This window comes from Salipaludibacillus sp. CF4.18, assembly GCF_051262595.1.
In the GTDB taxonomy this organism is placed as follows: Bacteria; Bacillota; Bacilli; order Bacillales; family Salisediminibacteriaceae; genus Salipaludibacillus; species Salipaludibacillus neizhouensis.
In genome coordinates this window covers 1-23,484 of record NZ_JBIMEV010000007.1, presented here as the reverse complement: position 1 = coordinate 23,484, position 23,484 = coordinate 1, and the positions used below count along the sequence as shown (strand labels likewise).

The 23,484-nt window shown below is 38.6% G+C and carries 18 protein-coding genes and 1 pseudogene; 15 read left to right on the top strand and 4 right to left on the bottom strand.

Annotation, left to right across the window (positions count from 1 at the left end; translation table 11 throughout):
• Positions 1–3 precede the first annotated feature (3 nt).
• Positions 4–789, top strand: a complete 786-nt coding sequence (locus ACHABW_RS06815; protein WP_435754627.1) for a (2Fe-2S)-binding protein — start codon at positions 4–6, stop codon at positions 787–789.
• 184 nt (positions 790–973) lie between these two features.
• On the opposite strand, the gene ACHABW_RS06810 is transcribed toward ACHABW_RS06815, so the two are convergent.
• The gene (locus ACHABW_RS06810) at positions 974–2,995 is read right to left on the bottom strand and encodes an iron ABC transporter permease (protein ID WP_435754626.1); all 2,022 of its coding nucleotides are present in this window, start codon (positions 2,993–2,995) and stop codon (positions 974–976) included.
• A gap of 5 nt (positions 2,996–3,000) precedes the next feature.
• On the bottom strand, positions 3,001–4,077 hold the full coding sequence (locus ACHABW_RS06805) for an ABC transporter substrate-binding protein (protein ID WP_110938230.1): 1,077 nt from the start codon (positions 4,075–4,077) through the stop codon (positions 3,001–3,003).
• 443 nt (positions 4,078–4,520) lie between these two features.
• Here ACHABW_RS06805 and adh point away from each other — a divergent pair, with 443 nt between their 5' ends.
• The 14 genes and pseudogenes from adh (at position 4,521) to ACHABW_RS06735 (ending at position 19,858) form a co-directional block, all read left to right on the top strand.
• On the top strand, positions 4,521–6,041 hold the full coding sequence (adh, locus tag ACHABW_RS06800; protein WP_435754625.1) for an aldehyde dehydrogenase: 1,521 nt from the start codon (positions 4,521–4,523) through the stop codon (positions 6,039–6,041).
• 2 nt (positions 6,042–6,043) lie between these two features.
• On the top strand, positions 6,044–6,409 hold the full coding sequence (locus ACHABW_RS06795; protein WP_110938232.1) for a DUF779 domain-containing protein: 366 nt from the start codon (positions 6,044–6,046) through the stop codon (positions 6,407–6,409).
• 435 nt (positions 6,410–6,844) lie between these two features.
• Positions 6,845–7,459 carry an FMN-dependent NADH-azoreductase gene (locus ACHABW_RS06790; RefSeq protein WP_435754624.1) on the top strand — a complete coding sequence of 205 codons (615 nt, stop codon included), beginning with the start codon at positions 6,845–6,847 and terminating at the stop codon, positions 7,457–7,459.
• Positions 7,460–7,555: 96 nt separating this feature from the next.
• Entirely contained in the window at positions 7,556–8,551 is a 996-nt protein-coding gene (locus tag ACHABW_RS06785) for a LacI family DNA-binding transcriptional regulator (RefSeq protein WP_435754623.1), read from the top strand.
• Positions 8,552–8,893: 342 nt separating this feature from the next.
• Positions 8,894–10,186, top strand: a complete 1,293-nt coding sequence (locus ACHABW_RS06780; RefSeq protein ID WP_435754622.1) for an ABC transporter substrate-binding protein — start codon at positions 8,894–8,896, stop codon at positions 10,184–10,186.
• Positions 10,187–10,271: 85 nt separating this feature from the next.
• On the top strand, positions 10,272–11,132 hold the full coding sequence (locus ACHABW_RS06775) for a carbohydrate ABC transporter permease (RefSeq protein ID WP_435754621.1): 861 nt from the start codon (positions 10,272–10,274) through the stop codon (positions 11,130–11,132).
• Positions 11,132–11,950 (top strand): carbohydrate ABC transporter permease, encoded by an 819-nt coding sequence (locus ACHABW_RS06770; protein ID WP_435754620.1) that lies wholly within the window; start codon positions 11,132–11,134, stop codon positions 11,948–11,950. The genes ACHABW_RS06775 and ACHABW_RS06770 overlap by 1 nt, the downstream gene beginning before the upstream one ends.
• A 79-nt stretch (positions 11,951–12,029) precedes the next feature.
• Positions 12,030–12,701: a YesL family protein gene (locus tag ACHABW_RS06765; RefSeq protein WP_435754619.1), complete on the top strand. Its 672-nt coding sequence runs from the start codon at positions 12,030–12,032 to the stop codon at positions 12,699–12,701.
• A 51-nt stretch (positions 12,702–12,752) separates the two neighbouring features.
• A complete protein-coding gene (locus tag ACHABW_RS06760) occupies positions 12,753–14,423 on the top strand; it encodes a glycoside hydrolase family 13 protein (protein WP_435754618.1) in 1,671 nt (556 codons plus the stop codon).
• Positions 14,424–14,488: 65 nt separating this feature from the next.
• Positions 14,489–15,214 (top strand): ThuA domain-containing protein, encoded by a 726-nt coding sequence (locus ACHABW_RS06755; protein WP_435754617.1) that lies wholly within the window; start codon positions 14,489–14,491, stop codon positions 15,212–15,214.
• A gap of 21 nt (positions 15,215–15,235) precedes the next feature.
• Positions 15,236–16,261 carry a Gfo/Idh/MocA family protein gene (locus tag ACHABW_RS06750; RefSeq protein WP_435754616.1) on the top strand — a complete coding sequence of 342 codons (1,026 nt, stop codon included), beginning with the start codon at positions 15,236–15,238 and terminating at the stop codon, positions 16,259–16,261.
• A gap of 12 nt (positions 16,262–16,273) precedes the next feature.
• The gene (locus ACHABW_RS06745) at positions 16,274–17,314 is read left to right on the top strand and encodes a Gfo/Idh/MocA family protein (RefSeq protein ID WP_435754615.1); all 1,041 of its coding nucleotides are present in this window, start codon (positions 16,274–16,276) and stop codon (positions 17,312–17,314) included.
• Between the two features lie 16 nt (positions 17,315–17,330).
• Positions 17,331–18,300, top strand: a pseudogene (locus ACHABW_RS06740) (sugar phosphate isomerase/epimerase family protein).
• Positions 18,301–18,484: 184 nt separating this feature from the next.
• Entirely contained in the window at positions 18,485–19,858 is a 1,374-nt protein-coding gene (locus ACHABW_RS06735) for an aspartate kinase (protein ID WP_110938240.1), read from the top strand.
• A 76-nt stretch (positions 19,859–19,934) separates the two neighbouring features.
• Here the strand turns inward: ACHABW_RS06735 and ACHABW_RS06730 are convergent, their stop codons facing one another.
• Positions 19,935–21,968: a methyl-accepting chemotaxis protein gene (locus ACHABW_RS06730; protein WP_435754614.1), complete on the bottom strand. Its 2,034-nt coding sequence runs from the start codon at positions 21,966–21,968 to the stop codon at positions 19,935–19,937.
• Between the two features lie 412 nt (positions 21,969–22,380).
• On the bottom strand, positions 22,381–23,295 hold the full coding sequence (gene metA / locus ACHABW_RS06725; RefSeq protein WP_435754613.1) for a homoserine O-acetyltransferase MetA: 915 nt from the start codon (positions 23,293–23,295) through the stop codon (positions 22,381–22,383).
• Between the last annotated feature and the right edge of the window lie 189 nt (positions 23,296–23,484).

The window sequence follows — 23,484 nt, the reverse complement described above, 5'->3', positions numbered from 1 at the left end:
TAGATGATATTTTTAGATGAAGTAGCAGAAGCGGAGCAACAGAAACTATTAGGGGTTCATTCGGGAGAAATAAAGGAAGGATTACTTTTTAGCATAAATACAGCATCATTTCGGACGCATGAAGGTGTCTCTTCTTATTTAAAGTGGTATGCCGAAGAAGTGAATGCTCCTTCGTATGATGTCGTAGGCACTTTTTGGGCAAGCCGCATGGGAAGATATGTTGCCTTGATTCACTGGTGTATTGCACGAGGAGTGAAGTTTGAGCATGATTGGGACATTGACATCTCTTACGTGAATAATGAAAAAGGGAAGGAACCTTCCATACATTATATGGTTGGAGATTCAATGATGGAAGTTGTTCACGATGGGGACAAAGTAGCTCAGTTACATGACTTTTATCAGTATTATCTAAGTCCGATGGTTCATGAAGTTGCTAATGCGTGTGAACTGCGTTCTTCGATGCTGTGGGGCCAACTTGTACACACGATTCCGTTCTTTTTAAAGCAAGTTTCCGGGCATGAGAGTGATGAGTTCGCAGCAAATCTTATGACGGATTGGGATCATATGAAGAATAATGCTCCTGCAGAGGTGTTTGCAGAGAGAAAGAATCCCTTTCCATACCGCAGCTTGGAAATACCCAACCCTAAAAATAAAAATGAACCAATGCATACAAAATCATCTTGTTGCTTGTACTTTAAACTAAGTGGTAACTATTGCTACAGTTGTCCAAGAATGAAACCTGCAGAACGGCAGGAGAGGTATGAGAAATTAAAGCTGAAAAATAAATGATACACCATTTTTTAAAGATTCTTATTTTCTATCGAATAAAGGTGCTCGAATCCGCTCTAGGCGGACGTTTTTCGCGGATCATCTACGGAAAGCGAGTGGTAATTCTTCCAAACGACTTTCGTGATAGAAAAGAGAGTGACTCCGGGGTCACTCTCTTTAACTTTTATTTGGTAAGTGAATCATGCTAGACCTTCCTTTTACGCATTAACCATAACAGGAAAGGCGCACCAATCATTGCTACCACGATACCTGAAGGGATCTCTTTGGGTGCTAACACTAAACGTCCCAATGCATCCGCCCAAACAAGGAAGCCGCCACCAATAAGCATACTTAAGGGAAAGATCTTCCGATTGTCATGGCCGACGATCATTCTAGCTATGTGCGGAGCTACGAGTCCAACGAATCCGATTGTTCCTGCAGCTGCTACGGAGCATGCGGCGATAACTGTAGCTAAAATGGACATGGACCAGCGCAAGAGAGTAACATTCATTCCTACACCGATAGATGTTTCTTCTCCCAAGGCTAACAAGTCTATCTGCTTCATGAAGTAAAATGCAATCGGCACAATGACGAGTAATGGGCCAATTAAAAACCATTGCAGTTCATCGAACCCTCGAGCGTAAGTGCTGCCGGAGAGCCACGTTAAGGCCGATGCAGCATTAAGGTTAAAACGTACGATCAAAATTTGGATAATAGCAGAACCTACTGCGGAGATACCGATGCCCATTAAAGCCATGACAGCGGGTTGGAAGTGCATTTTCTTTGATAATAATAATACGATTACTACGGCAATGAAGGAACCAATGATTGCACCTAATGGTATCCAAGCAGCAGATAAAGCAGGGAAAACATAAAGAATCAGCATAGCGCCTACTCCAGCACCCGAAGTGACCCCAATAACCGAAGGATCTGCCAGGGGATTACGAAGTACACCTTGGAACAAGAGTCCACTGATAGCAAGGAGCATTCCAGTAACCAAAGCAACCAGAACTCTGCTTAACCGTAAATCGATAATGAAAGACCGCAGAGCTGTCTCTTCGGAGTTAATTAAAGCGAGCCAAGTGTTTTGCAGCTCTAGACCTTGACTACCAACGGAAATACCAAAGACTACAGCAGTCACGGTAAAAATAATAGCACCGATCATAACAATGGAATAAGAGACTTTCTTTCCGGAACCACTGCCACTTAAGCCTTCTTTTCGAGAAAGACGAAAGAAGGTGCCGCGATGCTTCCAGATAAGCCAAATAAGCCAGGGCGCTCCAATAAGAGCGGTTACAGAACCGACTGGCAGTTCATTTAACGACGGATCGAGCCATCTGCCGGCCATATCGGCCCCAATCACGATAACAGCTCCCCATAACATGGATGCACTTAACAACCAACCGTGCAAGTACAATCCCATCAGTCGAATAATATGCGGAGCAATGAGGCCAATAAATCCTATTGGACCAACAACACTTACGCTAATTGCGGTTAAAGTGACCGCACCAAGAAACATACTTACCCGGATAAACGTTACGTTTTCGCCAAGACCTTTTGCATGTTCTTCGCCGATAAAAAGCACATCGAATTTTTTCGAAAAGAGCAGTAGGATTGCTAAAAGAGTTAAAGTAGCAGGAACCATGAATTGAGCCCCGGACCAATCATTTTGAACAAGAGTTCCGTTTCCCCATAAAAATAACCCTGCCGTCTCATATTCAAAGAAAATTTGGATGGCAGAAGTAAAGGCGGAGAAGGTTAACGTTAAAACCATACCAGCAAGTGCCATTCGGACTGGGGTAGCTTGGCTGCCGCCAGATATGAGAAATACAAGAACAGCCGCAATAGCGCCTCCGGCAAAAGCGAGTACGAATCCATTTACCGGAAGACTAGCCGGTAGAAAAACGGCACCTAGAATAACAAGTAAATAAGCCCCTGCGTTAACACCTAACGTAGCAGGGGATGCTAATGGATTCTTCGTCAAAGTCTGAAATAATACGCCCGCAGAAGCTAAAGCCGCACCAGCCATGATGCCAACGACAATTCTAGGTAAACGCAGCGTCCGTATGATTTCATGTTCAAGTTCTTCTCCATTGCCGAAAATAGCCTCCATAATAATCGAAAGGGTAATGTCGACGGATCCTTGTTGAATATGTATAAAAGAAAATAAAAATAAGAGAGCTGTTCCCCCTCCGAATATGAGAACAGCTTTATAAAATAAATGCAATGGGATTACTCCTCACTAAATAGTTGAAGAATTTCTTCAGCAAAAACTTCTGCAGCTAGAGGACCACCAAATACCCAAGTATCCCCTGGTAAAGCATATGTTCTTTCCTCTTCTACAAATGATAACCCTTCCCAAACAGAATTACCAGCTAGCTGATTTTCAAAAACATTGTCTTCATCCTGTACAATGTAAATAAAGTTGGCATCCTGATAAGGCTGTAAGCTTTCCACGGATGTTTCACTATAGCCGTATAATTCAAAATCACTGCCGTCAAATGCATTGGACATCCCTACATTTTCCAGTATTTGTACAGCCATCGCATTGTCGGTAAATAAGCGTAGAGTTGCTGTTTCATTAGCGCTGAATGCTTGCGAGAGAACAAAACCATTACCTGCGTTTTCACTTTCTTCTATTCCAGCAGCAACTTCTTCATACGTGGATTCTAAGTTACCAAGTACTTCTGCTGCTTTTTCTTCTTCTCCTAATGCAGTTGCCATTGTTTCAAAAGTTGTAACCATTTCTTCGTACTGATCTTGTTCTCCTTCTTCAGGATAAGGGTTGAACATAACAGTAGGTGCGATGTTTTCCAACTCACTCTGAATTGCCTCATGTCGGAAAGAAGCCGAAATAATTAAATCAGGTTCTAATCGAGCGATTTCTTCAAGACTCGGTTCTTGACGAGTGCCGACATCGACTACATCAGCAGATAGCTCTGGTTCAACATTCACCCATGCATTGTAGCCTTCGATATCAGCCATTCCAACAGGCTCCAAACCTAAAGCTAACAGATTCTCTCCGTATACCCATTCAAGGACAACGATCCGTTCCGGTTTTTCCTCTAAAGTTGTCTCACCTAGTGCGTGTTCAATCGTAACTGGATAAGCAGCCTCGGAGTCTGAAGTATCAGTCTCGGTGGCTTCATTTTCTGAATTCTCACTTTCAGCATTTGAGTCAGTATTTTCAGTAGGATCGTTTACCTGACCTTCATTTTCTGCTTCTGAGTTATTTTCTTCATTCGTAGCGCCGCAAGCGGATAAAAGCATCACTGAAAGGAGCGTTAAGGATAACAATAAATGTTTCATATAATATAGACCTCCTATTATGTAGTTGATAAAGATTCTCATTATCATTGTCTATCATAATAAAATAATTATCATAGGTCAATGGATATTTATAGAAAATAGAGATTAGAGTATCTTTCTACTATAGAATGACTCTTAAATTTACTAAGTATGCTCATAGTCAATGTTATTAATAAAACGATCGAAGAAGTGATAACATCTGCAAGTAGGGTATTCGAGCAATTCCGTTTGAAGAAAAAATATAAACAGTAAGAAATATACACAAATAATAAGTCTGATAATTGACAAAAAATAGAATGTTGTATAAACTTTAAATAGCCTGCGTGGCCTATTTTTATGACACAAACTGAAAGCGTTTACAAAGTGGTGGGAGGTGACGTTTAATAGGAAGTCTTCAACACGTAAGGTGAACAAATGATTTCTAGTAAATGGGGGAATAGTTTATGACATATGCTAATCCGAATACGAAAGATTCTGTTGTACAATTCAAAGAAAAATATGATAACTATATAGGTGGAGAATGGATAGCGCCAGTAAATGGTGAATACTTTGATAATCCATCACCAGTGAATGGAAAGCCTTTTTGCCAAGTAGCCAGGTCAACGGAAGTAGATATTGAACTTGCCCTTGACGCTGCACATAATGCGAAAGAGGCATGGGGTAAAACATCCGTCACGGAACGCTCGATTATCCTAAATAAAATTGCAAACCGCATGGAAGAAAACCTAGAAATGTTAGGTATCGCGGAAACGTGGGAAAACGGGAAGGCTGTGCGTGAAACTTTAAATGCAGATATTCCTTTGGCGATCGACCATTTTCGATATTTTGCCGGGGTTATTCGTGCCCAAGAAGGATCACTGGGAGAAATTGATCAAGACACGGTAGCGTACCATTTCCATGAACCTTTAGGTGTAGTCGGACAAATTATTCCTTGGAATTTTCCAATCCTTATGGCTGTTTGGAAATTGGCACCTGCATTAGCAGCGGGAAACTGCGTTGTACTTAAGCCAGCCGAACAAACGCCAGCATCTATATTGTTATTGGCTGATTTGGTAGGAGACTTGTTGCCGCCTGGTGTTTTAAATATCGTGAATGGCTTTGGGCTGGAGGCTGGAAAACCGTTGGCATCTAGTGAACGTATCGCTAAGATCGCCTTCACAGGAGAAACAACGACAGGACGTCTGATCATGCAATACGCATCGCAAAACTTGATCCCTGTAACCTTGGAACTTGGCGGTAAGTCTCCAAATATTTTCTTTAAAGACATAATGGATGAAGATGATGACTTTCTTGACAAAGCAGTAGAAGGTCTACTTATGTTCGCACTTAACCAAGGGGAAGTATGTACATGTCCATCGCGAGCAATTATCCATGAAGATATTTTTGAGCCTTTCATGGAAAGAGTAATTGAGCGGGTGAAAGCCATCAAAACAGGGAATCCACTTGATCCTAATTCAATGATGGGTGCACAAGCATCCACGGAACAAATGGAAAAAATTGAATCCTACTTAAAGATTGGAAAAGAAGAAGGGGCCGAGTTGCTCATTGGTGGAGATATAAATAAACAAGAAGGTGAAAATGCGGATGGTTACTATATTCAGCCAACGATTTTCAAAGGACATAACAAAATGCGGATATTCCAAGAAGAAATTTTTGGTCCAGTACTGTCTGTGACTACGTTTAAAACGGATGAAGAAGCTCTTGCAATTGCTAACGATACATTATACGGCTTAGGTTCAGGAATATGGACTCGGAATGTGAATACAGCTTACCGATTCGGACGAGGTATTCAAGCGGGGCGTGTTTGGACAAATTGCTATCACCAGTACCCAGCACACTCCGCATTTGGAGGATATAAAATGTCAGGAATCGGAAGAGAGAATCACAAAATGATGCTTGACCACTACCAGCAAACGAAAAATATGCTTGTGAGCTATAGTCCTCAAAAATTAGGATTCTTTTAGACATGGTGGAACGTGTTAAAGCGACAGAGAAAGCACTGACTTTGATTGCACGCTTAAAAGAAGAGCATGGTCCCCTCATGTTCCATCAATCCGGCGGTTGCTGCGATGGAAGTTCTCCTATGTGTTATCCCGATGGAGAACTAATGTTAGGAAGCCAGGATGTAAAGCTTGGTGAAATTGGCGGGGTAGGTTTTTATATGAATAAAAAGCAGTATGACTACTGGAAACATACTCAAATTATTATAGACGTCGTCGATGGCCGAGGAGGGATGTTTTCGTTGGAAGGAAAAGAGGGCAAACGCTTTTTATCGAGAGCAAGTGCCTTTTCCGAAGAAGATATCAAGGAACTTTTGGAAAATCCGTTATAAGTATGAAAAGATCAAGTAGCTTCCAGTACGGTCTTTTTTTAATGATTGTTTCTTTTTAGATCAGAAGGTACTCGAATCCGCTTTAGGTGGACGCTTTCCGCGGGCAACGCCTTCAGCCTCCTCGGACAAAGACCGTCCTGTGGGGTCTTTAGTCGTTGCTAATTCCGCTGGAGTCGCCACCTTCGCTTCTTCGAGTAATTTTTGTCGAAGAAAAGTTCATGTAAACTATCTTTCTAAAAAACAGTTGTTTGGAAGAATCCGCGAGACTCCTGTGGAAGAATGATCCAAGCGAGACCCCGCAGAGCGTTCGTTTGCTCGAGGAGGCTCGCGGATCATCCACGGAAAGGGAGCGGTAATTCTTCCAAACAACCTTGGAGATCGCTCTACTTTTCTTATATACTAAGATTAGAACCAAGACAGAAGGGGGCAACAGCGATGACTTTATTATATGTAACGGCGAATCCTAAGAAGACAGCAGATTCTTTTGGTTTACAGCTTGGAGAAGCTTTTTTAAAGGCCTATCAACAAGAAAAACCAGAAGAAAAAATAGATAGGCTGGATTTATTTAAAGTGACGTTACCTCCATTAGATACAGACGCTATTAATATGTGGGAACGTCATGGCAATGCGGAACAAAAAGAAGTAACGAATCCATTTGTCGAGCAATTCCTTGAAGCCGATCGAATCGTGATCGTCACGCCATTATGGAACATGAGTTTTCCACCTCAAGTAAAAGCGTATGTTGATCATCTTATTATACCTGGAAAAACTTTTCGATTTACAGACGCTGGAATAAAAGGACTGATGCAAGCGAAAAAGATCATGCACATCCAATCAAGAGGTGGAGTGTATTCAAAAGGAAAGCTCCAGGAGTTTGAAAACTCAGACCGTTATTTGAGAACCATCTTTGGATTGATTGGTATGAAAGATTACACGCATCTTTTTATTGAAGGGACAAGCACATACCCGGATGAAGCTAGAGCACGTCTTCAAGCAGCAAAGGAACGGGCAAAACAGTTGGCAATTGAATTTACTGAAGGGGAGGTATAAATGTAAGTACTGCCGATAATAATTCTTCTTGAATTTTATTAAATAATACGTTAAACTATTTATGAAACCGATTTCAATAAAAGGGGGAGGTGTCAAATGGCAACGATATCAGATGTTGCAAAGCTATCCGGTTTATCAAAAACAACGGTATCTAGAGTGTTAAATGATTATCCTCATGTAACAAAGGAAAAACGCCTTCTGGTACAAAAAGCAATGGAGGAACTGTCCTATATTCCAAGCCCTTCTGCTAGAAGAATGAGAGGGCAAATAACGACTTCTATAGGAGTAATTGTTCATAGAATAGTTAATCCATTTTTTTCTTATCTTGTAAACGCGATCGAAGAGTTGGCTTATGAAAATGGCTATCAAGTATTGGTCTTTCAAAGTAACAACGATCCCGAAAAGGAACTTGCTTACCTTAATCTGTTAAAAACAAAGCAGGTTGATGGTATCATCATGACGGCTGTGGTCAATGAGTGGGACGATCTAAAAGAATATACGAATTTTGGGCCAATCGTTTTTTGTAATGAATATATCTCAGATTCGAATCTTCCAATAGTAAGAATCGATCAAGTAGACAGTGTTTACACAGGTATCAGGCATTTAATAGATAGAGGTCATCAAAAGATTGCCTACTGTACGGGAGGCAGCTTGTTTGAGATGGATGGCAAGAATAACGATCGTAGTATTGGTTTTCAGAAAGCGCTAAAAGAAGCTCAAATTCCTATGAATCCTAAATGGGTTTTTATCAATCAAATTACGATAGATGATGGCAAGGAAGTGGCAAAAGAGTTGATTTCTATGTCTGACCGACCAACAGCAGTTTTTGCTGGAGGTGATGAAGTAGCTGCTGGTATATTAATAGAGATAAAAAGACTGGGGTTACGTGTACCAGAGGACATTGCCATTATGGGTTTTGATGATCAACCGATCGCAGAAATAATGGAACCAAAATTAACGACCATTCGTCAACCTGTAAATCAGATGGGTGAAAAGGCAGTAGAGTTAATCATTGGGATGCTAAATCATGCAGATCAAAAAAGTAAGGATCATGAATTACCAACTGAATTAGTCATACGTCAATCTACTTGACAGGCGATACTAGATACTCTACTTAATTAATAAAATTATTTATAAAAAAACTGTTAAAAAACATTGAAACCGATACCATTTGAGTTTATAATAAGTTTGTAAGAAAGATGAATCGCATTTTACAAGGATATAAAACGCATTTATTACTCAATATTTTAAATGAGGGTATATTTTTTTTAGGGGATTTGGAACCGATACCAACTCAGTGTTAAAGAAAATCTTTTAAAAGTATATATTTTTTTAACCTTCTATGAAACCGATACCAATTACAGGGTGAGAAAAAAATAGAGTAAAAATGTTACCTATTCTGATACTACATTAAAAAACAAGGAGTGGAATGGTATGAAAAAGAATAAATTAGTCACAACAGCAATATCAGGTTTAGTATTTACTGGGGTACTGGCAGGTTGTGGTGGCAATAATGAAGAAGGTTCTGGTGGAGATACAAGTGATCAAATTACAATAGACCTTTTTCAAGGGAAAGTTGAATTTCGAGATCAATTTATCGAACTAGCAGAAACATATCAAGAAGAAAATCCAAACGTAGAGATTAATTTCAGTGCTATCGGCGGCGGATCGGATTATTTAACAGCTTTACGATCCCGATTTTCATCAGGAGATGAGCCAGATGTATTTAGTTTAGCTGGCCCGTCTGAATTAGCAGACTTTCAAGATTCTGTGACTGATGTTTCGGATTTAAAAGCAACAGAAACTGCTTTGGAAGGAACGTTAGATGGAATTACTCAAGATGGAACAGTGTATGGTATCCCTTTTAACCAAGAAGGGTATGGATTTATTTATAATAAAGCAATTTTCGAAGAAGCAGGTATAGATGCAGAAAGCATTTTGAGCTATGAAGATCTAGAAGAGGCAGTTCAAACATTAGACAGTCAAAAAGAAGAATTGGGTATTGAAGGTGTTTTTGCCCTTCCAGGTGCGGAAGCATGGGTTATGGGAAACCATTTAGCAAACACATACTTAGCACCAGAGTTTAATAATGACGTCATGGAAGCATACAACAGTGAAAGTGTTTCTTTTGAACGAAGTGATGAAATGAAACGAATGTTAGATTTACAAGTCGAGTATTCGATACAGCCAACCTTGAATATGGATTATTCTCAGCAGGTAGAACAATACTTTTCACTAGGCAGTGCGGCAATTATTCAGCAAGGGGATTGGATTCACCCAACTTTGGTACAAATGGATCCTGAATTTGCAGAAGAGAACGTAGGAATTATCCCAATGCCGTTAGAAGGTAATGAAGGTAAAGTGGCGGTCGGTGTACCAAACTATTGGGCGATTAATAAAAACAGTGATGAAGAAGTGATCGAAGCAGCTAAAGATTTCTTCGATTGGATGTACGCATCTGAAGAAGGTATTGCAACTGTACAAGAACTGTTGAACTTTATTCCAGCTCACGAAGGATTTGAGCCAGAAAACATCTCTTCTTCCTTATCTCGAGATATTTATGAGTATTCGTTAGAGGAAAATACAATTGGATGGGTATTTCTTGGCTATCCAACAGCATGGGGCGATGACTTAGGCGCTCATATGCAAGAGTACATGGCTGATCAAAAATCATGGGAAGACACCCTTGAGGATGCGGCAAGTGAATGGGAAGCTGCGAGACAATAGCAAACAACTTTGGAAGATCAGTCAGCATAGTTTTGCTTGCTGCATCTTCCAATTAAATTAATCGCTATAAAGTGGAGGGAAATTTATGAAAAATAAAGACTTGGCTTTTTGGATATTTTTAACTCCCGTAATACTTAGTTTAGGTATAGTTGTTGTTATTCCTCTTCTTTTAGGTGTTTTTTACTCCTTTACAGATTGGAACGGGCTATCCTTTAATAATTATATTGGCCTCGATCATTACACACGACTGTTTCAAGATAATCGGTTTTTAAGTTCGTTATGGTTTACGATTAGATTTTCAATTGTCACTGTAGTTATCTTAAATGTATTAGGTTTAGGTTTAGCTTTGCTAGTTACACAAAGCCTTAAATCGAGTAATTATTTGAGAACAATATTTTTTATGCCAAACTTAATAGGCGGACTTATTTTAGGTTTCATTTGGCAATTTATTTTTATCGGTGTTTTTTCTGACCTCGGAGATATGTTAGGAATTCCTGGTTTAGATGGATGGTTATCGACAACAACAACCGGATTCTGGGGTCTTGTTATATTAACAAGTTGGCAATTAGCCGGTTATATTATGATTATTTATATCGCTTATTTGCAAAATATCCCGGGAGAATTGGTGGAAGCAGCAAAAGTAGATGGGGCGAACGCTTATCAAAGGTTTAGAAATATTACATTTCCTCTCATTGCTCCAGCATTTACAGTGAGTATGTTTCTGACTTTATCCACTTCTTTTAAGATTTATGATCAAAACTTATCGTTAACAAACGGTGGGCCATTCAATTCAACAGAAATGGTGGCTATGAATATCGTTTATACAGCTTTTAGTAGTAATGAAATGGCTTATGGTCAAGCAAAAGCTGTTATCTTCTTCATTTTTGTTGCAATGATTGCAGTTACCCAAGTTTATTATAATAAAAAACGGGAGGTCGATCTGTAATGGTAGGCAAAAAGCGAAATTCATATTTATTAGAAATTTTCGGAGTTTTGCTAGCATTAATTTGGTTATCACCATTCTATCTAATGGTCGTTAATGCTTTTAAAACAAACAGAGATATCTTTTCAGATGTTATAGGCCTCCCGCCGGATGCTACGACAGAAAATTTTGTTCAGGCATTTATAGACTTAAGATTTATGCAATCACTTTTTAATTCATTGTTAATTACAGTTGTAAGTATTATTATCATTGTGTTCTTTTCTTCCATGGCTGGGTATGCTTTAGCGCGGAATAAAAGTAAACTGAGCGGGTTCATTTTAATGATTTTTGTTGCGGCAATGCTTATTCCCTTTCAGGCAGTTATGATTACGTTAATTTCAATTTTTGGGCAAGTTGACATGCTTAATCGTTTCGGGCTTATTTTCATGTATTTAGGATTTGGTTCCAGTTTAGCTATCTTCCTTTATCATGGTGCAATGACTGGTATATCTAAATCATTGGATGAAGCGGCAATCATTGATGGAGCTAGTAAATTTCAGACATTTTGGTACATTATATTCCCTCTATTAAAACCTATTTCAGTGACTGTTGCTATATTAAATGTAATTTGGATTTGGAATGACTACTTATTACCTTCTCTCATATTAGGAGAATCCGAAGCGACAATTCCACTGAGAATGTTCTATTTCTTTGGAGAATACACTAGGCAGTGGCACCTTGCCTTAGCTGGGTTAACCATTGCAGTAATTCCAGTAATTATATTTTATTTCATTGCTCAAAAACAAATTATTCAAGGTGTTTCCGAAGGTGCAGTGAAATAATTTAAGCAAGAACTACCTTTGACTAAGAATCCTAGTCAATATTTATACATCTAGAAGAGAAATTAAGGTGGTTAAAGTTATGAGAGGTTTTTATCAAGTAAGTGAATGGGTGACGAAATTTGCAGTGGTTAATATGCTGTGGTTAGTCTGCAACGCACCGATCATATTAATTATGATGAATCTGTATGTTGTCAAATTTCAGGGCTTATTACTCATATCAAGTCTTTTGATTGCAGCTTTATCACCTTTCTTGCTTTTTCCATCAACGGCAGCGATGTTCTCTTCTGTGAGAGACTGGATTTTAAAAAATGATAATCAGAGCCTTTGGAGGTCATATTGGTACTATTTTAAAGAAAACTACAAAAGAAGTATGTTTATGGGGATAATTTTAACAGTGGCATGGGCGATATTAATTGGCGATATTTATTATTTCCATCAAGAAAGCACTATTTTAATGTTTACGTTTATCGCCTTGGGTGTTTTGTTATTTGTGTATACAATAAATATTTTTTGTGTGATGGCTCATTATGATTTGAAGATAACCAACTTACTGAAAAGAGCATTTTTATTTACAGTAGGCAGTCCTTTACTAAGTGTAATCATTGTAATTAGTAGTGCTATTGTGATTTATGTAAGTGCGAACAGTTTAAGATTTTTAATCCCTTTCTTTAGTGGTTCACTAATTACTTTTATTTGTTTTTCAACTTTTTATAAAGTTTATGAGAAATTTTCCATTTCAAAACCAGAATAATAACAGGCAGGAACGTGATGACAAGAAAGAAGCGAAGTGAGGCGGGCTCTAATGGACAAAAAGTGGTGGCATGATTCAGTTGTATATCAAATTTACCCTAGAAGCTTTAACGACTCTAATGATGATGGGATAGGGGATATTAAAGGAGTTATCGAAAAATTAAACTACTTAGAATACTTAGGTATTGATGTGATTTGGTTAAGTCCTGTATACACATCACCTATGGATGATAATGGATATGATATCTCAGATTATCAAAACATCGCAAAAGAGTTTGGCACAATGGAAGAAATAGATTTGTTAATTGAAAAAGCAGCGGAAAAAAATATAAAAATAATCATGGACTTGGTTATTAATCATACATCAGATGAACATTCATGGTTTATCCAATCCAGAAGTGACAAAAGTAACCCGAAAAGAGATTGGTATATTTGGCGTGACGGAAAAAAGGATGGGTCTGCGCCAAATAACTTACGTTCCATTTTTGGTGGTTCTTGTTGGGAGTATGACAAAACCACAGATCAATATTATTTTCATGCTTTTTCAAAAAAACAACCTGACCTTAATTGGGAAAACCCAGAAGTTCGAAAAGAATTGTTTACCATGATCAAGTGGTGGTTAGACAGAGGTATTGGAGGATTCAGAGTTGATGCAATTACATTTATTAAAAAACCAGAAGAATTCAACGATTTTCCAACTTCTTCGACGGATGGTTTAAGTACCGTCAAACCGAATGAACAAGGAGTTAATGTATTTTTATCTGAATTAGCGATAGAGACCTTTTCAGCTTACGATATATTAACTGTAGCTGAGGCTCCAGGAGTTACACCTGACGAATTACCAAAGTTTGTAGGAGACCAAGGATATTTTAGTATGCTGATAGAATTTGATCATGTGGACGTGGATATAGGTGAGGATGGGAAATGGTATCCCTTAAACGATTGGGTGCTGAAGGATTTTAAAAAAGCTATTACAAATAGTCAACGAGTTATTCAGGAGGAAGGCTGGACGGCACTGTATCTTGAAAATCACGATCAACCTCGTTCACTAAACAAATTTGTTCCTAATGAGGATATTAGCGACATTTCGGGAAAAATGCTTGCAATGGTGTATTTTCTCCTAAAGGGGACGCCTTATATTTATCAGGGACAAGAAATAGGTATGACTAACGTCCTTTACCCATCTATTACTGATTATGATGACATAGCTTCGATTGATCAATATCATTCTGCTATCACTGACGGCTATTCAGAAGATGAGGCGTTATCATTTATTCACAATCGTAGTAGAGATAACGCAAGAACACCGATGCAATGGAGTGAAGGGGGAAATAGTGGATTCACCAACGGAAAACCGTGGCTAAAGGTCAACCAAAATTATACTTCTGTAAATGTAGAGAATGCGTTAAATGACAAAAACTCTTTATTTTATTTTTACAAAGAGTTAATTGAGTTAAGAAAAAACAGTGACTACAAAGAAGTTATTAAGTACGGGGAATACGAGGAGAAGTTAGAGAATCATTCACACGTTTTCGCTTATACAAGACAATTACGAGAACAAACAATTCTTGTAATAGCTAACTTTACAAACGAAGAAATCGATATAGTTTTAGAAGAAAAAGTGAAACTAATGATTATTGGAAACTATGATAATGCTTCTATAGACCTTAAAGAGTTACAACTACGTCCTTATGAGAGTGTTGTCTACGATATTCAAACATAATGAAAATAAATACTAAGAGGTTCTTGTGTTTGAGGGCCTCTTCCAAATAATGGGGAGGAATTACAATGCAACGAGTTACTGTATGGAATGAGAACAGGCATGAACAAAAAAATCCTAAAGTGAGAGAGATTTATCCAGAAGGAATTCATGGAGCGATTGCTTCTTTTTTAGAAGAAGAATCGTTTGAAGTAAGAACAGCGACTTTAGACGAGCCAGAACACGGATTAACAGACGATGTATTAAATGAGACGGATGTCCTTTTATGGTGGGGGCACCTTGCACATGATGAAGTAAGCGATACGGTTGTTAAAAAAATACATCAACGAGTACTGGATGGCATGGGATTAATCGTCCTTCACTCTGGTCACTTCTCAAAGATTTTCCAAACGTTAATGGGTACTGGATGTGATTTAAAATGGCGTGAGGCAGATGAGAAAGAACGCTTGTGGGTTGTCGAACCGAGTCATCCAATTGTCGAAGGTATTGGCGAAAATATTGAGCTTGAAAAAGAAGAAATGTACGGAGAACACTTTGATATTCCTGCCCCAGATGAAGTCGTTTTGATGAGTTGGTTTGAAGGAGGAGAAGTCTTCCGAAGCGGATGTACATTCAAACGAGGATCAGGGAAGATCTTTTATTTCAGACCGGGACATGAGACTTATCCTACGTATCACAACAAACAGATACAACGAGTTATTTCAAATGCAGTGAAGTGGGCGCAACCTACCACTCGCAACATACCAATCCGTGGTAACGCCAAGCCTTTAGAAGACATCAAACCAAAAGACTAATAGTGTTGGAGGGGAAGAGGAATGAATAAAATTCGTGTAGGAGTCATCGGGTGCGGAAGCATCGCTAAATACCGTCATTTACCAGAATACTTAGGGAATCAACTTGTAGATATTGTTGCTGTATGTGACATTGTCGAAGACCGGGTTAATGAAATTGCAAATGATTATGATGCACAAGCGTATACACGTTACGAGGAACTGCTAGCACAAAGCGACATCGACGCGGTCAGTGTATGTACACCAAACTATTTACATGCACCAATCTCTATTGCAGCATTAAACGCTGGCAAGCATGTTTTATGTGAAAAGCCGATGGCAATCTCAACAGAAGAAGCAGAGGCCATGAATGAAGCAGCAGCGTCTGCCGGGAAAAACTTGATGATTGGTCATAATCAACGGTTTGTACCTTCTCATAAAAAGGCAAAAAAACTGATTGAAAGTGGAGAGATAGGTAAGATTTACAGTTTCCGTTCTGCATTTGGACACGGTGGACCAGAGCAGTGGAGTGCAGATGGAGAAGATAGCTGGTTCTTTAAAAAGGAAGATGCATTCATTGGAGCGATGGGTGATCTAGGAGTTCATAAAACAGATTTACTACGATTTATTTTAGGCGAGGAATTCAAAGAAGTAGGTGCATTTGTCGAAACAAGCGCCAAAGAAAAAGCAACTGTAGATGATACTGCCGTTTGTGTATTGAAAACAGAAAGTGGTGTGATTGGGACACTTGCAGCTAGTTGGTCATACGTGTCAGGAGAAGATAACTCAACAGTCATTTATGGGGAAAATGCTATTCTTCGATTAGAAGATGACCCAGTTAACTCGTTGATTATTCAATATAAAAATGGAGAAATTGTAAAATATGAATTAGGTGGCATTCAATCGAATGATGGAGATGGTCAAACGACTACTCATGTCATTGATGAGTTTATTACTTCAATTTTAGAAGAGAAGACGCCAGCCGTTTCAGGAGCCGAAGGGTTGAAGTCTCTTCAAGTTGTCCTTGCAGCTCTAGAATCAAGTGAAACGAAGCAGTTTACAGCCATTTAAAAGGAGTTCACTATGAAAAAATTGAAAATGGGGCTCATTGGTGTCGGGGGGATTGCCCAAGGTCGTCATCTCCCTGCGTATAAACAGTTGACAGATAAAGTTCAAGTAGAGGCAGTGTGTGATATCAACTATGAAACAGCAAGACAAGCTGCTGAGCAGTTTGAAATTCCGCTCGTGTATACTGATTACAAAGAGATGTTCTCAGAGATAGATGCTGTTACGATCTGTACGCCGAATAAATTTCATGCACAGATCACAATTGATGCTTTGAATGCAGGGCTACACGTGTTGTGTGAAAAGCCAATGGCCTTAAATACAAAAGAATGTGAAGCTATGATTCTTGCAGCAGAAGAGTCAGGTACTTTGTTATCTATAGGCTATCATTATCGTTTTATGAAGAATTCACAAGCGGCTAAAAAAATGGTAAGTGAGAATGAAATCGGTTTACCGATTGTTGCACGATCTCAGGCATTACGACGACGGAAAGTACCGGGTTGGGGTGTTTTTACAAATAAAGATTTACAAGGAGGGGGCAGCCTGATTGATTATGGTTGTCACTTTCTAGATCTATCACTGTGGTTACTAGATCATCCAAAACCCATCGAAGTGAGCGGAAGAACGTATAACCATTTAAGTAAAATGACCGAACAGGTTAATGAATGGGGAAATTTTGATGCTGCCACGTTTGATGTAGATGATCATGTTACAGCTTATATTACATTTGAAGGCGGTGCATCACTGCTCTTTGAAACTTCTTGGTCAGCAAATATCAAAGAAGATTATGAAAATGTTAGCATATCAGGTCAACGAGGGGGATTAGATGTCTTTCCTTTTCAATTGAACCAGGCCAAGCATGGGATGTTAATGAACAGCGAAGCCCAGTGGATGCCAGGGGAAGAAAACCCTGGACTCTTTCTGTTGAAAAACTTTGTCGGAGCGTGTCTTGGTAATGAAGAACTAATTGTCAAACCAGAAGAAGCCTTGCAAGTTACCAAGATCATAGATGCCATCTATAAAAGCAGTGAAACAGGTCAAAGTGTGACATTATCATAACAACGGAGGCGATTGGATGAAATTAGGTGTATTTACCGTCTTGTTTGCAGAAAAAAACCTTGAAGAAATGCTAGATCATGTCAGAGATTCCGGTCTTAAAGCAGTCGAAATTGGAACAGGAGGGTACCCGGGAAATGCTCATTGTGATATAGATCGTTTGTTGAAGAGTGAAGAGCTTCGAGCGGAATATTTAGAAAAAATTTCATCAAGAGGGTTAGAAATCAGTGCATTTAGTTGCCATGGAAATCCGATTTCTCCTGAAGAGAATTTTGCAAAGGAATCAGATGAGGCGTTAATGAAGACGATAGAGTTGGCAAGCAAGATGGGGGTAACTGTCGTCAATTGTTTCTCCGGTACTGCTGGTGATCATGAAGGAGCTAAAAAGCCAAATTGGCCGGTAACACCATGGCCTAATGAATACTCGGACATCTATACGTGGCAATGGGACGAAAAACTGATTCCATATTGGAAACGAGTGGGGGAATTTGCTGAAAAGCATCATGTTAAAATAGGTCTAGAGCTTCACGGCGGCTTTCTTGTTCACACGCCTTATAACGATGCTGAAACTAAGAGAAGCAACTTGTGATGCCATAGGTGCTAATCTTGATCCAAGTCATTTATGGTGGCAAGGAATTGACCCAGTCGCAGCAATTAAAATTCTCGGAAAAGAGAATGCCATCCACCATTTCCATGCAAAAGATACATATATCGATCAGGATAATGTGAATATGTATGGACTTATTGATATGCAACCATATGGGGAAGTTCAGTCAAGAGCATGGACGTTTCGCTCAGTTGGCTGTGGTCACAATATGCAAGAATGGTCTAATATGATGAGCGCTTTACGCACTTACGGGTATGATTATGTGATTAGCATCGAGCATGAGGATCCAATTATGTCCATTGATGAAGGTTTTAACCGAGCTGTGAAAAATCTTCAATCTATTTTAATTGAAGAACAACCTTCTGATATGTGGTGGGTATAACATAAGGAAAAATAGTAACCCTTGCTTAGTTGTGCATAGCCAAGCGGGGTTTTTTCTATGTTATCTCCAATTTCTTCTATTGCCGAAGATGCTCGACTCTAGTATAATAACGATAACATTTTCTTTATCAGGAATACATTTGTGTTTATAGAAGAGACAAAAGAAAAAAAGGAGTTTTGTCGGAATGAAAGTTGTAAAGTTCGGAGGAAGTTCCTTAGCAAACGGAACTCAATTTAGAAAAGTTGCAAATATTATTTTAGCTGATAAGGAGAGGCGGATTGTAGTTGTTTCTGCGCCGGGTAAACGGCACGAGAATGACATTAAAACAACCGATCTTCTCATTAATTTGGCGGACTCAATTACCAATGGTGGTAATGAATCACTAGCTTTAAACGGCGTTTTAGAGAGATTCGCAGTAATCATCCGTGAATTAGAGTTAAATGATAACTTGCTAACATCCATAGAAAATCACTTAAACGAATTAATTGACTTCTATCGTAATGATGAAGCTCGTTTATTAGATGCACTGAAAGCAAGCGGTGAGAATCAAAATGCGAAGATTATGGCAGCATTTTTGTCTAACCTAGGAGAGGAAGCTCATTATGTTTCTCCGAAAGAGGCTGGAATGATCGTGACCGATCAACCAGGAAACGCAAGGATTCTCCCTGAGGCTTATGGTGAAATACAGAAATTACGTAATCGATCCGGTATCCTTGTTATTCCAGGTTTTTTCGGATATTCAAAACTTGGCAATATCGTCACTTTCCCAAGAGGAGGATCGGATATTTCGGGTTCTATTATAGCAGCAGGGGTAGAAGCTGAAGAATATGAAAACTTCACAGATGTCGATTCTGTGTACAGTGTTAATCCTAACTTGGTTGAAAATCCTCATGAAATGAAGGAGATCTCTTATCAGGAAATGAGAGAGTTGGCGTATTCTGGTTTCTCTGTTTTTCATGACGAAGCTCTTCAACCGGTCGTTATTAAGAAAATTCCAGTCACAGTAAAAAATACAAATCATCCTGAAGCCCCAGGAACAAGAATCGTTTCTAGACGATCACCAAACGGGCAACCAGTTGTGGGGATCGCAAGTGATAAGGATTTTTGTAGCATTAACATAACGAAATACTTGATGAATACGGAAGTTGGCTTTGGACGACATTTGCTCGAAATCTTGGAAGATGAAGGGATATCATTCGAGCATACACCATCTGGTATTGACAATATGTCAGTTATTATCAAGTCCCACCACTTTGAGAATGGCAAAGAAGAGCGCGTTCTTCACAGAATCAAAACAGAACTATCGGTAGAGGATGTGCAAGTTGAACGGAATTTAGCGATGGTAATGGTTGTTGGAGAGGGAATGTTCAAAACACTAGGTGTTGCCTCAAAAGCTACCGTAGCATTATCTGAAGCTGGTGTGAACATTAAAATGATCAACCAAGGCTCATCGGAAGTCAGCATGATGTTTGGTGTTGATGAAAAGGACGTAGATTTGGCGGTTAAAAGTTTGTATCATGCATATTTTACTGCGGTAGAAGAGCCAACAAAAGCATAATGAGAATGTGATAAATAGAGAGCCCTGAAGAAGTTTAATTCTTCAGGGCTATTTTTTATTAAGTTATCGGTTTGTATTATTCCACTTTAAAACGATTAATAACTTTCTCTAAATCTTTCATTGTCGTCTCCAGGTTTTCTGAGAGGCTTCCAAGTTCCTCAGCTGCAGCAAATTGTTCTTCCGTAGTTGCACTGACTTCCTCTGTGGCTGCCGATGTAACTTCAGTAATTCCAACCATATCAGCAATCGCCTTTTCTACTCTTGCCTTAGTGATATCCATTTTACTGATCGAGGTTTCCATCGATTGTGTTGCTAAGAATATTTCATCAGTATCACGTAGTATTTGGTCAAATGAATGTTTCGTTCCTTCAACCGACACTGTTTGCTCATCAAATAAGGCAACTGAAGTTTGAACTAATCTAACGGAGTTATTCGTTTGTCCTAATATACTTTGAATAATCTCCTCAATCTTTTTCGTGGATTGTTTCGATTGCTCAGCTAACTTTCTTACTTCATCCGCAACCACAGCAAACCCTTTTCCGGATTCTCCGGCGCGTGCCGCCTCGATACTTGCGTTTAAAGCAAGTAGGTTGGTCTGATCACTGATGCCATTAATCATAGATACTACATCTTGAATTCCGTTAACTTCAATATTTAGTTTTTCAATCGTATCCTTTATTTCTGTAATATTAGTTCCTACACTTTGATTTTTTTTCGTAAGATCATTCATATGATTAATCGAACCTTGACTTGATTTTTTTGTGTTTGTAGCTGCTTGTGATACTTCATGAACATTTTTGGAGACACCTTGAACTTCTTCCGACAACCCTTTCATTTCTCGGTTTGTTTTTTCAGAGTAATCTACTTGCTCCATTGCCCCATTTGCCACTTCTTCGATGGATGACGCGATTTGATCAGCAGTATTAGATGATTGATTTGAAATTATTTTTAGTTTTTCTGCACTTTCTACAGCGTAAGCAGACATTTTTTTATTTTCTAATATAATGTCTTTTATATTTGCTACCATGTGATTAAAGCTGGCACCTAACTGGCCTATTTCATGCTTTCCGACTTCATCTGTGCGAACAGTTAGATCACCTTGTTCTGCTTTTTTCATTAAGCGGACGATACGGTCAATAGGTTTTGTGATAGAAAAAGTAAGAAATACACCAATTAGGCTGGCAATGATGGCGAAAATAATAACAAAGATAATAACATATGGAATCACATCATTCATTTCTTGCATTAATGCGGCCCTAGGAGTAGATACAACCACTTGCCATCCATTAGATAAGAGGTGGGTGGATGATATTGCATCTTCATTACCTTCGTCTACCACATAATGACTACTGACATCATCTGACTGACTATTTGATATAATGCGGTTTTCTTCATCGATAATTAACAGCTGTTTTTCGTTTTCAACCTCTTCTACTTCAGAACTAAATACGTCATCAAAAATGCTGGGAGCAAAGCTTGAAACAATAATGCCATCCCTCGAAGCTCTTAGAACCACCAAATCACTGACAGTATTTTCAGCATTTTCTAAAGGTAACCATACAACATTTTCACCATCAAACTGTCCGTTAGCATCTTGTTGAATAAATTCATCAATTTCTAATTGAGTCGGTTTCCCAAGGAGTTCACCATCATTTCTAACGAAAAAGAATTCAGAAAGATGAGAGGTATTGTTGAGAATGTTAGAAAAGTAATCGGACATATCTCTTCTCAGAGAGAATGCTTCTCTATCATCAAGGTCATTAAAGTTTATAGCTAATTGGGAATAAATATCTGGATCGGTAATCGGTCTTGTTGTTAATTCCTCCATTTGTTCTATCGTATCATTAACGTTTTCTGAAATTTGAAACCCTATATCACCACTCATTGCTGAAACTTTGTCTTCTAATGTATTTTTCGAAACATTAAAAACCAAAGTAGCTATAACAATACTAGGAATAATACTCAGTAAAATAAATGAGAGCAACAGCTTATACTTCAGTGATATTTGTTTTTTTGGTCTAACCTTCTTGGATCTTTTAAATACCTTTTCATTCTTTTTTTTAGGGATCCTTAATTTTGGTACTCTGGGTTTAAGTTTTTTAAAATCCAATCGTCTCTCTCCCTTTAAATAGAGTTTTACTTTCAGTCCCATGTAAAAATACTATTGTACGTTCCATCCCCCCCACCTCAATAGAGCTTAAAATAGTCCTTTCATCTCACGGATTTCCAATTGTTAACGTTATCAAATTGATTAATGACGATAGATCTAAGTATATAGTCCTTTTTATCTTAGCGAAAACAAAGTAATCAGTCTATTATATTTGAAAAATAATGACAAAAGTTTAAAGCGCTTACTTTTTTGGTGTTAATGAGAGGCGTGGCCGTTTGATCTCTGAAGGCTTTGATCCTATTTGGGGCGCCAATAAAAACATAATAAAGGCCTTATGAAGAGAATGTAAGGTTCTCCACATAAGGCCATGATTGATCCTTTAAAGTGATAAATTCGCCAACTTATTAGAATCTCATTTCCACTCGTAAGGTGTTTCCTGATACACATAATAGTTGAGCCAATTAGAAAATAACAAATGGGCGTGAGAGCGCCAGCGGTTCAGCGGTTTCTCATGAGGGTTATTATTGGGAAAATAATGAACTGGTAATTTTACACTCAATCCTCGTTCTAAATCACGCTCATACTCTTCCTTGAGAGTTACCGTATCATATTCCAAGTGTCCTGTAGCCATGATGTGTTTCCCATCCTTGGACATCATCAGGAAAGGACCGGCTTCCTTGGAAGTAGCTAAAACTTCAAGATCAGGAGCAGCCTTTATCTCATCTATCGAAACATTTGTATGTCTGGAGTGCGGAGCAATAAATTCATCATCAAAACCACGCAACAATTTAATATCTCCATGACCGTTAAAAATTTGATGTTCGAAAATTCCAGAGCATTTCTCTTCCAGCGGGAGCTTATCAATACCGTAGTGGTGGTAAAGGGCTGCCTGTGCACCCCAGCAAATGTGCAGGCTGGATGTCACATGATCTTTTGCCCAGTCCATAATTTCGGTCATTTCTTTCCAATATTGAACTTCTTCAAATTGGAAGTGTTCAATAGGGGCACCTGTAATAATCATTCCATCAAATTTGCGGTGTTTTATTTCAGAAAACGACGTATAAAAATCCTCCATATGGGATTTACTCTCATTTTTCGGTTCATATGTGACTGTCTTGAGAAATGTAATATCTACTTGCAACGGCGAATTTCCTAGAAGTCTAAGTAAGTGACCTTCTGTTTTTTGTTTTTCTGGCATGAGATTTAATATAACGATATTAAGAGGACGAATCTCTTGCAAGCTCGCCTGTTCATTATCCATCATGAAAATATTCTCTTTTTCTAGTATTTCTCTTGCTGGCAGGCGTGCTGGTATTTTAATCGGCAAGGGAATCCACCTCCTGGTTAGATTGGTATGTAATCTCTATTTCTGTCTATCAGCTACTCGTATTTAAAATATACTTACAATTAGCATACGAAAGAATTTTCAATAATCAATATTATAACAGGTGCAAGGAAATCTACAAAGTTTTTACATATAATTTATTAATTTCGCGAACAAATAGTACAGGATGAA